The sequence below is a fragment of the Mesorhizobium sp. M0074 genome, from assembly GCF_040322975.1.
Taxonomy (GTDB): Bacteria; Pseudomonadota; Alphaproteobacteria; order Rhizobiales; family Rhizobiaceae; genus Mesorhizobium.
In genome coordinates this window covers 100,392-110,422 of the sequence record NZ_JAMYUM010000026.1, presented here as the reverse complement: position 1 = coordinate 110,422, position 10,031 = coordinate 100,392, and the positions used below count along the sequence as shown (strand labels likewise).

Genomic DNA, 10,031 nt, shown 5'->3' with positions numbered 1-10,031 from the left:
AAGAGCACAGCGGGAATCCAGACGCTGCCGGGTTGACTATGGGTGTCCGAACCGCGAAAAGGGGCCGCTCTTCATGAGTGGCGTGGGGGGGGGGGGGGGGGCCCCCCCCCCCCCCACCACGCCAGACAATGGTTTGGAAACGCAAAACAAAAGACGCCGGCTGCGTCCTGCAAAGTGCAACGCAAGCCACGAGATCGTACGGAATCGTACAAGCTCTTTCGCTTTGCGGCAGTCTTGCTATCGTTGGCTGGGAGAGATGGGTGGAGGCTTCCGTGGGGCAGATCAAGTCGCCGCTAGGAATCGGTATTGACACCGACGCTGCCGTTCATACCATCATGGCCGACTATCATTCCGGCGACATTCTCTCGACCACCGTCGTCATAGCCGATTTGCGCAAACGCTTTCCCTGGTTCCGGCAAACCGACGAGGAGCTGGTTGGCTTCATCGTTCGGGCGCTGGACGGTCGGGATATCGCGGTCAGCTTCGACCACCGCGGCCGCTAGGCTGATTTTACGGCAAAACCAGCCGGCCGCGGAGCTTAAGCTCCGCGGCCTCGTCAGGCTGTGATGACCGGGCGCTTACTTGCCGCAGTGGTTGTCGTTCACCGTCGGCGCCATCGTGCCCGGAGCCTTGCCGGTCGCATCGGGCAGAGCCCCTTGCGGGCCCGGCGGGCAATTCCGGTCGGCATTCGAATTCGTCGTTGAGAAATCGCGAATGCTATTGGTGATGGTCGAATCCGTGCCGGTGTCAGGGCCGCCATTATCCGGGACTACGATCGTCCGCCCGCTACCGTCGGCAGCGGCTCCGGAAGGGTCGCCGACGTTCTGCGCCATCGCTGACGTAGCCAGACCGATCGTAAGCGCCGAAGCTGCGAGAATTTTCGTGAGCATGATGCTTCTCCTTTTTACGAGGGTCGTCGCGTTGCGACTACGAAAACAACCGTTCGGGCGAGCGAAGGTTCCGACAAATTTCCTATGAATTCAGCATGTTCTCAGGTGTTCAAGGTGGCCGCCATGCCATTCTCCGCGGGCACGCATCTGTGGACTTTTCTAACGGCACAGCCCGGCATTTTGCTCGCCGCATGAGCGTACGCCTTACCGTTCCGCCGGAACAGGAATGCTTCTTGCGAGTTCATACCTTTGTACAATGCGACGCGCTGATGCGAATGGCGGCAGCGCAAACAAGGAGAGCAGACATCATGGGCCTTGGAACCATTCTCATCATAATCTTGGTCCTTGCCTTGCTTGGCGGCTTCAGCGGCTTGGGCGGCGGACCGTTCTATGGCACCGGCTATTACGGTGGTGGCGGCCTCGGCCTGGTGCTGCTTATCGTCATTATCCTGGTCCTGCTTGGGCGCATTTGATGCACGTCGCGCAAAAGTGTGCAGCGGTTTTGTGATAGCGACATGCATAAAACAGGAACCTAAAGCGCGCATCGCATGAGGCCAGTCGAACGCGACGCGCCTTAGTGTCACGCTCGCGACAAAAACGCCTGCCGCTTGGTAACAAGCGCCGGGCGTTTTGGAGACAAGATTTCCATGATCCTTGGCCAACCAGGATCCCTGGCTAAAAAGGGCGACCCGGTGCCGAACCTTTCGGCACCGAGGACACCACCATAGCAGCAGCTTAGTGTTGGCGATCGGCGGCCAGCGCTTCTTTCAGATCGGCGCTGAGCACGCCTTCGTTGAACAGCGACATGATACGGGCGGCCAACCGCTCGCGGACAGGACTGTCGTCCGCAACACCCAACTCGCGGCAGCAGTCGTCGAGCGCTTTTTTCAGCACGCTCAGTTCGGCTGGAGTTGCTGCACCTTGCATCGACATGCCATCCTCCCTTGAAAAAGGGCGAAAGCGCGAAGCGTCTTTCAAGCGTCCACTCGCCATGTCTGTGTGGACGACTCCAATTCAATTAGCGCCGCTCTCGTCCAAACTCAATGTACGGAAATTACCAAACAGACAGTTTGGGAACGACTGCCTTGCACCTGCATTGTTGCTGCGATCCAACCCACCCCTCATTTGGATCATTGGGCGTAGCCCACGACGCCCGAATGGAGCCCGTTGCATCCCTCGCGACGGGCTCTTTCGCGTCCGGTGACCTCAATTGTCGTTTTCGTACCAAACCGTCTTTGGTACGTTTCCAACTCTAACTTTCAGTCGGATGTTTTCGTAGGCAAGCGGCAGGAGAAACTGTCGTGCATCGATTCATTTTTTTATTTAGTAGGCTCCATACCTTTCAGTGCCTATATGAGCGTTATCGTCCGCAGGTTATACCGGGCGCGGACGGCTGGGAGATAAAAAAGCTCTTGCCCTGTTTTGGGGCTAGCTATGTCTGATCCAGCAATTTCCAATAGAAATCGATACAGAAACAAGCTGTTGCGCCGGATGAGCGCCGGCGATTTCGCATCTCTCGAGCCGCACATCGAGCGCTGTTCACTGGAGTTACGGCAATCGCTCGAAGTGTCCGGATCCCCGATCGAGGCCATTTATTTCCTCGAGGACGGCATCGGTTCGGTGGTTGCGAAAATGCCGAACGGCAGCGATGCGGAAGTTGGCCTTGTCGGCTTGGAAGGTATGACCGGCTCGGCCCTGATAATGGGCGACGACCGTACGGTCCATGATTGCTATGTGCAGCTGGCGGGAGAAGCCGCCAGGATCGACGCCGAGCCGTTCAAGGCGGCGCTGACGCAAAGCCCGACGCTGCGGCTGTTCTTGCTGCGCTACGTGCAATATCTGCATGTCCAGACCGGCTATACGGCGCTGGTCAACGCGCGATCGAAACTTGAAGACCGGCTGGCGCGCTGGCTGCTCATGTGTGACGATCGGGTGGACGGCGGCCGGCTGACGATCACTCACGAATTCCTGTCGATCATGCTTGGCGTAAGGCGTCCGGGTGTCACGGTCGCGCTGCAGCTGCTCGAGGGGCGAGGGCTCATCCGGTCCCGCCGCGGCGAAATTATCATTCGCGATCGCGATGGTCTCGTCGCACTGGCGGATGGCGGCTACGGCCTGGCCGAGGCCGAATATACCCGCCTGGTCGAGCATATCGGCGAGCGCTGACGGCGCTTTCCTGGCCGATTGCTGCCGCAGGTCGAGGCCCCTTGCGACACTACACGGCGGGTCGGAAAAATTTTCAAGGCTCCCGGACCGTCAGGGAACTTGTTTCCCGTCGGAGGGTTATGGGACGCCTCTACTTTGCGAGGCGGCACCAACCATTCGGGAGAGGATCATGGCGACCACGAAAAAGGCCGCGAAGGCGGCAAGCAAGGGCCTTGAGGATCTGTTCCTCGACGGGCTCAAAGACCTCTACTACGCCGAGAAGAAGATACTGAGAGCGCTGCCTAAAATGGCCAAGGGCGCGGAGTCGGAAGAAGTGACCGCCGCCTTCGAGAAACACCGCATGGAAACCGAAGGACATGTCGACCGCCTGGAGGAGGTGTTCGAGAAGTTCGGCAAGCCGGCCCGTGGCAAGACCTGCCCGGCGATTGACGGCATCATCGAAGAGGGCTCGGAAGTGCTCGAGGAGTATAACGGTGCTCCCGCGCTCGACGCCGGGCTTGTCGGCGCGGCGCAGGCCGTCGAACATTACGAGATCGCTCGCTACGGCACTTTGATCGCGTGGGCGGAAGAACTCGGCAAGAGCGACGTTGTCGAGCTGCTCAGGGCAACTCTCAAGGAAGAGGTCGCGACCGACGAAGCGCTTTCCAAGCTCGGCGAAAGCGGTGTCAACGAACGCGCAATGCAAGAAGCCGCTTGATTTCAAAACCGCAACCGAGCCTCGGAAATGGTTGCCAAGGCTCGGTTGGCCGCGGTGAACCGGTGAATTCTGCATTGGTCTGTCATGAACGGTAGAGCGGGCAGCTAGAGCCTTGAAGCGGTGCATCGCTGCGGGCTTACTCGATCTGATCGAACGTGCATTGCCGGGGCTCTTTGTCCGGCCGCCAGCGCAACAGCTTGGTTCCGTGCCGGAACCGGTCGCCTGTCACATGGTCGAAACGAACCTCGACCACCAGTTCAGGCTTTATCGGCTCCCATTGTCCGCTGCGCTCCGTGCTCCAGCGGCTTGGCCCGCCCGGCGCCTTGCCGGTGAAACCCGGTTTGGCCCGCAGTTTTTCCAGCCGCCTGGTCAGCGTCGCGCGGTCGTCCTTGCCGATGGTCGAGGTGAACCCGACATGGTCCAGCCTGCCTTCGTTGTTGTAGAGGCCGAGCAGCAGGGATCCGACTTCGTTGCTGCCGGCGAGATAGCGAAAGCCGCCGACCACACAATCCGCAGTGCGCAGCCGCTTGACCTTGACCATGGCGCGCTCGCCGGGCCGGTATGGCCCGGCGATCAGTTTTGCAACGACACCGTCGGTCGAGCCATGGCCGGCGCCTTGCAGCCAGCGCTCGGCGGCAGCGGCGTCGTGCGTATATTTGGACAGGTGCAGTTCGGGCCGTGCCGCCGACGCGACAAAGGCCTCAATCGCCTGCCTCCTGGTGGTGAGAGGCTCTTCGATGATGATCCCGCCGCCGGGTTCGGCCAGCATGTCGAACAGGACCAGCATGGCAGGCGTCTCGAGGCTCAACTTGCGGATCCTGCTTTCGGCGGGATGAAGGCGCATTTGCAGGGCCTCGAACGAGGACGATCCGTCGACCTCGATGACGATTTCGCTGTCGGCAACAAACCGCCGCGACCTCACATCGCGCAGCACCGCGACCAGTTCGGGAAAATAGCGGCCAAGCGGCTTGCCCGATTTTGCACGCAGATCGACGGCATCGTCGCCCTTGAACACGAGGCAGCGAAACCCGTCCCATTTCGGTTCGTACTGCCAAAGCCCGTCGCCGCCAGGAATTGCGTCGGCGGCTTTGGCTTCCATCGGACGAAGGTCGAGCGGCAACGGAAATGCGGTCATGGCTGGTCCGCGCCGCCGCTGAGGCATTCGCTACCGCCGTCGGCCATTCCCCTGCGCCCCGCTTTCCCGCCTCGGCACCTTGCGGCCGGTTTGGTCGGGTGAAGGCGACCGCGGATCGACCTCGTCGGACCCACCGATCTCCTTGGTGATGCGATAGGCCAGATAAGCGACGGCTCCGGCAAGCAGCAAGCGGACCATGACTGCAAATCCTTCGTTGGCGTGAACCCACCAACCCGCAGGCCGAAGGTTTTGTTCCGCCGCTGCCCATCGCCGGGGTGAATCGTCGGCGGCGCAACCAAAATCCAAGCGCATCGTTTGTTGCTTATCGACGAAAAGAATTTGCGATGAAGACGCTCTTGCCCTTGTTCGCTTTGACCCTGGCGCTATTCCTGGCCAGCAGCGCTTGGCCTGACGGGTGACCGCGATGCTCCTCGTTGTTCCGGTCTGGCAGGACATCGCGGCACGACTGCTTCTGACCGCGCTCGCCGGCCTGTTGATAGGCCTCAACCGCGAGGCGCGCGGGCACGCGGCGGGGCTACGCACCACCGTGCTGGTCGGATTGGCCGCCGCCATCACAATGATCCAGGCCAGTATTCTGCTCGAGACCGTTGGCAAGCACCCGGATTCGTTTGCATCGATGGACGTCTTGCGCTTTCCGCTGGGCGTGTTGACCGGCGTCGGCTTTATCGGCGGTGGCGCCATTCTTCGCCGCGGCAATCTTGTCAGCGGCGTCACCACGGCGGCCACGTTGTGGGTGATGACGGCGATCGGATTGGCTTTCGGTGGGGGCCAATACGGCTTGGGCGCGGCCGGCACGGCGCTGACGCTGGCCACCTTGCTGGTCCTGAAATGGGTGGACCTTCGAATGTCGCGCGAACACCATGCCCAGTTGGCACTGACCTGGAAGGCCGCGGCTCGACAGGAGCTCGATGCGCTCATCGGGCCGCTTGGCTACCAGGCACGCCTCGTCGCAATAGAGAGGCGCCCAGATCTCAAGGACCCTGTGTTCTCGTTCGAGATCAGTTGGAGGCGGCCCGACACTGGCGCACCGCCAATGGATCTGCTGGCATCGGTGGGCGAGCATTGCGAGATCCAGAAGTTTGATCTCCTCAGCGAACCTGCCCGCTAGAGCGGTTCATCGTTTCACGGAAACGCCGAAACGCTCTATCTCTTTGTTTCTGCGCAATCCCGGACGGAAAACCGTTTCACACTTTTCCTGGAATTGCTCTAGCGGCTTGCAACGATCGCGGCCTGAATCAGGCCATAGCTTCTCCACACCCCTTTCGATACCTATCTGTCGAGGCAGGACTCAAGGAGCAAGCAAAAGAGCGTGGCACAGCGATCGGGAAGTGCTGATCTCCCACTTCACGGCGGACGCGTGCCGAAATGGCTCGGCGACCGCATGACGCGGCTTGGCGCGGTCATGTGCGAGGCGATCATCCACCATTACGGCCGCGATGAATTGCTGCGCCGGCTGGCGCATCCGTTCTGGTTCCAGTCCTTTGGCGCCGTAATGGGGATGGACTGGCACTCTTCCGGCATCACCACCAGCGTCGTCGGTGCCTTGAAGCGCGGTCTGTCGCCGCTTTCCGGCGAACTCGGCATCCACGTTTGCGGCGGCCGCGGCGCGCATTCGCGCAAGACCCCGCACGAGCTTGCCCTGATCGGCGAGCGTGTCGGCCTCGACGGGCAAGGCCTCGCGACTGCCAGCCGGCTTGTCGCCAAGGTGGACAGCGCCGCGGTCCAGGACGGTTTCGATCTCTATCTGCACGGCTTTATCGTCACCGACGACGGCAAGTGGGTGGTGGTGCAGCAGGGCATGAACGGCGACAGCAAGGTGGCGCGCCGCTATCACTGGCTGTCCGAAGGCCTGAAGAGCTTTGTCGACCAGCCGCATGCTGCCATCGAGGGCGCCAACCAGGGCGAGATCGTCAACCTGACCGACCGGCGCGCTGAAGCGTCGCGCCAGGGACAACTGGACCTTCTGCACGACCTTGGACCGGATCGCATCGTGAGGGAGCTTGCCGCTTTGGAGCGGGGTTCGGCGCCAGCGCCGGAGCCGGCACAAAAGCTGCTGCCGCATCTGGTGATGCCGGCGCACCACGATGTGCGCGAAAGCGACGTCGTCATGCGCCGCCTGCACGGCAACATCGCGGCGGCGGCCGAGCGCGGCCCGACAGATTTCGCCGGGCTTCTCCTGGTGCCCAATGTCGGCGCGCGCACGGTGCGGGCGCTGGCGCTGGTCGCCGAAGTCGTGCATGGCGCGCCGTGCCGTTTTTCCGATCCAGGCCGTTTCTCGCTGGCGCATGGCGGCAAGGACAGGCACCCGTTCCCCGTGCCGCTGAAGGTCTATGACGAGACGATCGGCGTGCTGAAGTCGGCTGTCCAGAAGGCCAGGCTCGGCCGTGACGAAGAGATCGGCGCCTTGCGGCGGCTGGACGACCAGTCGAGGCAGGTCGAGCGCTATGTCACCGGCCCAAGCCTGAAGGAAATCGTCGCCGGGGAGTTCGAGCAATCGCATCTGCTCGGCGGCCGCAGCGTCTTCGGTTGGGAGGTCGTACCCGAAACGGCCGCAGTCAAATCAACGAAATGATCGGCTCGGATCAAGCCTCCAAGTCGATCAGGGCGACGCCGAGTTCGGGACGGTGCCTGCGGCGCAGATGGCCAGGCGTCTCCACCAATGTGACCTCGAGCGTCGGCCGCACGATGCCGTCCAGCAGATGACCGCCCCTCGTGGTGCCGTCACTCAATCCAAGGACTGCGTGGACGTGCAGGCTGGGCTTGCCGTCGTCGCCGATAGCAACATCGCCGATCGCGCTCAGCACTTCGCACTGTTCCCGGACGGGGATTTTCCGATAGGTCTTTTCCCCGGGGTCGAACCAGCCGACAGTCGCCGTTTCGAAAGCACCGAGCGCGGTCAGCGACGCGCCGCCGACGCCACGGTCGACCGCAAACGAGGTCAGCTGCGCAAACGCCTCTTCGCCGGGATCAAGCACAACGACGAACGTTCTCTGTCCGGCGCTTTCGGCAACAAGCTGTGATTTCATGATTTCGCTCCAGCCGTCAGGAATTCAAATCCACCACACCAGCAATGCCAGCAAGACGAGACCCACTAGGCCGGCGATGAAAATGATCCGGCGCGCCCGCGTCCGCAGGATGATCTCGCCCTGCCGCGCCTGTTCCGCTGAAAAGACAGGACCATCCTTGTCCCGGTCGTTGCTCATCCATCATCTCCTTTCGGGCAATTATTCAGCATTGAATAGATCTGGCGCCCGATAGAACACAATCTCGTTTGGCGGATGAGGTTCCACGATGGACCATCGACGGTTGGAACCGACTGGGACTCGGCCGTCTGCCGAGGCGGGACGGAGATCGACCACGAGGTGAACCCAGCCGGCTTGGGACCGGCTGGGCGCCGTTTGCATCTATTCCTTCGGCGCGGTCGCGGGCGCGGTATAGCGGCGGCGCACCGCGTCCAGGACGTGGTTGCGGCTCTCCTGCGCCGAAAGTGTGCCGTCTTTCTCCGCTTCGGCGGTTTCGCGCGCCAGTTCCTTGTCCCTGATCTGGTGGCGAAACCATTCGGAATAGTCGCCGGCGCGCAAATGATGTTCCCAGGTCCTGTCGTCGATGCCCTCGGCGATCTGGGCGAAAATCATCAGATTATGGGCGCGGAGGTTCATCGCATTGTCGGGGCCGCGGAAATAGAAGCTGCCCTTCTCGTCCAGCTGGCCCTCGGCATATTTGCGGCTGTGGCGCTTGAGCGACTGTCGCGGTTCGATCGGCTCGACCATGGCAGGTTTCTTGCGCGCCTGCGGCCGCCAGAACAGCACGCGCTCGTCTTTTGGAGAGTTCAGGTCCTTGTCCTTTGGCGGTTCGGTGCCGGTCTCGTGACAGAACGTCTTGATGACCTTTTTCGCCTTGGGGCCGAGTGCGATGACGGCGGTGACCAGCCGCAATGCCTCGGTTGAGATCGCGTCCGGATGAACCGTGATCAGGATCGTGCCCGGCAATTCCATGGCCAGCACCATTGGCGTGTCGTCGCGCCGCTTCGGCAAGAGGTGATGCGCCTCGTCGATGATCAGCCAGTGTGGTCGTGCCGTGCGGAAGCGAACGCCGCCAAGGCCCGGCAGCAGGTCGGCAAAGAAGTCCGGCCGCTCGTTGACGCGCAGCGCCAGGCCATTGACGACCAGATTGTTGTCCGGCTTCTCCAGGAGATCGAGCAACTGCGTCTTCGTCGGCGCGTTCGAGCCGTCGCCCAGCCGGACGGCGCCTTCGAGGCCGTCATAGTCGCCTTCCGGATCGAAGATGCAGAACTGGAACTTTCTCTCGACGAAGCGCTCCGTCAGTGCGGTCGCCAGGGTCGATTTGCCGATGCCGGAGCTGCCGGCGATCAGCACCGTATCGGTTGGCGACAGATACACCTCCTTGCCATCCTCCGAGCCAAGCAGAATGCCGTCGCGGTTCGACACAAGCTCGCGATCGCGCTCGACCACCTTGGCGATCAGTTCCTCGACGCCTTTTCCGCGCGCGCCGCGTGTCACGAGATCCGCCGTATCCTTGACTGCCGGCAGTGCGTTGTCGACGGCGACGCTGAAGCCGCAGGCGCGCAGGAAGGCGTGGTCGTTTTCGGCGTCGCCGACACCGACGACGTTGTGCGGCGACAATCTGAGGTCCTGAAGCGCGGCTGTCAGCCCGGTCGCCTTGTTGATGCCGCTGGGCAGGATCATCACCGCGCCCTTGTTGAAGATGATTTCCAGCTCCAGCCCCAATTTCTTGATGACCTCGAGCGCGGTAGCCTGATGCGGTTCCCAGGTTGCGACGATCGAGCGTCCGACCGAAAGCGGTTTGACACCGCGTTTCCTGAGTTTGGCGATGAACTCGGGGGCGGGCGGCGGAGATATCGTCCGCTCCTCCTCGCTGGCCGGCGTGTAGATCAGCGCCCCGTTTTCCGCGACCACCTTGTCGAAGATCGCGACTTCGGGAAAGACGCGTTTCAGGTCGGGCAGCTCGCGCCCGGTGACGAGAATGAGTTTGCGGCCACTCTTCTTGAAGCGTTCAAGCGCCGCAAGCGTCTTCTCGGCAACGACCCCTTCATGCGCCAGCGTGCCGTCATAATCAGTGGCCAGGGCAATGAAATACATGC

At 61.9% G+C, this 10,031-nt stretch carries 13 protein-coding genes; 6 read left to right on the top strand and 7 right to left on the bottom strand.

Annotated features, from left to right (window positions below):
* The first annotated feature begins 260 nt into the window (after positions 1 to 260).
* Entirely contained in the window at positions 261 to 503 is a 243-nt protein-coding gene (locus tag NKJ73_RS28500) for a hypothetical protein (protein ID WP_023677110.1), read from the top strand.
* 75 nt (positions 504 to 578) lie between these two features.
* Here NKJ73_RS28500 and NKJ73_RS28495 read toward each other — a convergent pair whose 3' ends face one another.
* Positions 579 to 890, bottom strand: a complete 312-nt coding sequence (locus NKJ73_RS28495) for a hypothetical protein (protein WP_023677109.1) — start codon at positions 888 to 890, stop codon at positions 579 to 581.
* 308 nt (positions 891 to 1,198) lie between these two features.
* On the opposite strand from NKJ73_RS28495, the gene NKJ73_RS28490 reads away from it, so the two are divergent.
* Complete coding sequence (locus NKJ73_RS28490; protein ID WP_023677107.1) at positions 1,199 to 1,363, top strand: DUF3309 family protein; 165 nt, start codon at positions 1,199 to 1,201, stop codon at positions 1,361 to 1,363.
* 262 nt (positions 1,364 to 1,625) lie between these two features.
* Here NKJ73_RS28490 and NKJ73_RS28485 read toward each other — a convergent pair whose 3' ends face one another.
* On the bottom strand, positions 1,626 to 1,823 hold the full coding sequence (locus NKJ73_RS28485) for a hypothetical protein (protein WP_292655400.1): 198 nt from the start codon (positions 1,821 to 1,823) through the stop codon (positions 1,626 to 1,628).
* 501 nt (positions 1,824 to 2,324) lie between these two features.
* Here NKJ73_RS28485 and NKJ73_RS28480 point away from each other — a divergent pair.
* Entirely contained in the window at positions 2,325 to 3,056 is a 732-nt protein-coding gene (locus NKJ73_RS28480; protein WP_352571876.1) for a Crp/Fnr family transcriptional regulator, read from the top strand.
* A 169-nt stretch (positions 3,057 to 3,225) separates the two neighbouring features.
* Positions 3,226 to 3,753 carry a YciE/YciF ferroxidase family protein gene (locus tag NKJ73_RS28475; RefSeq protein ID WP_352571875.1) on the top strand — a complete coding sequence of 176 codons (528 nt, stop codon included), beginning with the start codon at positions 3,226 to 3,228 and terminating at the stop codon, positions 3,751 to 3,753.
* A 136-nt stretch (positions 3,754 to 3,889) separates the two neighbouring features.
* Here NKJ73_RS28475 and NKJ73_RS28470 read toward each other — a convergent pair whose 3' ends face one another.
* Together NKJ73_RS28470 and NKJ73_RS28465 are read right to left on the bottom strand one after the other, a co-directional pair.
* Positions 3,890 to 4,888, bottom strand: a complete 999-nt coding sequence (locus NKJ73_RS28470; protein ID WP_352571874.1) for an ATP-dependent DNA ligase — start codon at positions 4,886 to 4,888, stop codon at positions 3,890 to 3,892.
* Positions 4,889 to 4,918: 30 nt separating this feature from the next.
* Positions 4,919 to 5,086: a hypothetical protein gene (locus tag NKJ73_RS28465; protein WP_023677102.1), complete on the bottom strand. Its 168-nt coding sequence runs from the start codon at positions 5,084 to 5,086 to the stop codon at positions 4,919 to 4,921.
* Positions 5,087 to 5,312: 226 nt separating this feature from the next.
* On the opposite strand from NKJ73_RS28465, the gene NKJ73_RS28460 reads away from it, so the two are divergent.
* Complete coding sequence (locus NKJ73_RS28460; RefSeq protein ID WP_031194456.1) at positions 5,313 to 6,017, top strand: MgtC/SapB family protein; 705 nt, start codon at positions 5,313 to 5,315, stop codon at positions 6,015 to 6,017.
* A gap of 201 nt (positions 6,018 to 6,218) precedes the next feature.
* Positions 6,219 to 7,481 (top strand): DUF763 domain-containing protein, encoded by a 1,263-nt coding sequence (locus tag NKJ73_RS28455; protein WP_352449581.1) that lies wholly within the window; start codon positions 6,219 to 6,221, stop codon positions 7,479 to 7,481.
* Between the two features lie 10 nt (positions 7,482 to 7,491).
* On the opposite strand, the gene NKJ73_RS28450 is transcribed toward NKJ73_RS28455, so the two are convergent.
* The 3 genes from NKJ73_RS28450 to NKJ73_RS28440 all read right to left on the bottom strand — a co-directional run bounded on the left by NKJ73_RS28450 (position 7,492) and on the right by NKJ73_RS28440 (position 10,029).
* The gene (locus tag NKJ73_RS28450) at positions 7,492 to 7,935 is read right to left on the bottom strand and encodes a PPC domain-containing DNA-binding protein (RefSeq protein ID WP_352571873.1); all 444 of its coding nucleotides are present in this window, start codon (positions 7,933 to 7,935) and stop codon (positions 7,492 to 7,494) included.
* A 24-nt stretch (positions 7,936 to 7,959) separates the two neighbouring features.
* Complete coding sequence (locus NKJ73_RS28445; RefSeq protein ID WP_352457805.1) at positions 7,960 to 8,112, bottom strand: peptide ABC transporter permease; 153 nt, start codon at positions 8,110 to 8,112, stop codon at positions 7,960 to 7,962.
* Between the two features lie 201 nt (positions 8,113 to 8,313).
* A complete protein-coding gene (locus tag NKJ73_RS28440; RefSeq protein WP_352571872.1) occupies positions 8,314 to 10,029 on the bottom strand; it encodes an HAD family hydrolase in 1,716 nt (571 codons plus the stop codon).
* Positions 10,030 to 10,031: the final 2 nt, after the last annotated feature.

Coding starts and splice junctions, on each gene's coding strand:
- NKJ73_RS28445 (WP_352457805.1), bottom strand. CDS start 8,112: ATGAGCAACGACCGGGACAAGGATGGTCCTGTCTTTTCAGCGGAACAG.
- NKJ73_RS28440 (WP_352571872.1), bottom strand. CDS start 10,029: ATGTATTTCATTGCCCTGGCCACTGATTATGACGGCACGCTGGCGCAT.
- NKJ73_RS28475 (WP_352571875.1), top strand. CDS start 3,226: ATGGCGACCACGAAAAAGGCCGCGAAGGCGGCAAGCAAGGGCCTTGAG.
- NKJ73_RS28465 (WP_023677102.1), bottom strand. CDS start 5,086: ATGGTCCGCTTGCTGCTTGCCGGAGCCGTCGCTTATCTGGCCTATCGC.
- NKJ73_RS28490 (WP_023677107.1), top strand. CDS start 1,199: ATGGGCCTTGGAACCATTCTCATCATAATCTTGGTCCTTGCCTTGCTT.
- NKJ73_RS28450 (WP_352571873.1), bottom strand. CDS start 7,935: ATGAAATCACAGCTTGTTGCCGAAAGCGCCGGACAGAGAACGTTCGTC.
- NKJ73_RS28480 (WP_352571876.1), top strand. CDS start 2,325: ATGTCTGATCCAGCAATTTCCAATAGAAATCGATACAGAAACAAGCTG.
- NKJ73_RS28460 (WP_031194456.1), top strand. CDS start 5,313: ATGCTCCTCGTTGTTCCGGTCTGGCAGGACATCGCGGCACGACTGCTT.
- NKJ73_RS28485 (WP_292655400.1), bottom strand. CDS start 1,823: ATGTCGATGCAAGGTGCAGCAACTCCAGCCGAACTGAGCGTGCTGAAA.
- NKJ73_RS28495 (WP_023677109.1), bottom strand. CDS start 890: ATGCTCACGAAAATTCTCGCAGCTTCGGCGCTTACGATCGGTCTGGCT.
- NKJ73_RS28470 (WP_352571874.1), bottom strand. CDS start 4,888: ATGACCGCATTTCCGTTGCCGCTCGACCTTCGTCCGATGGAAGCCAAA.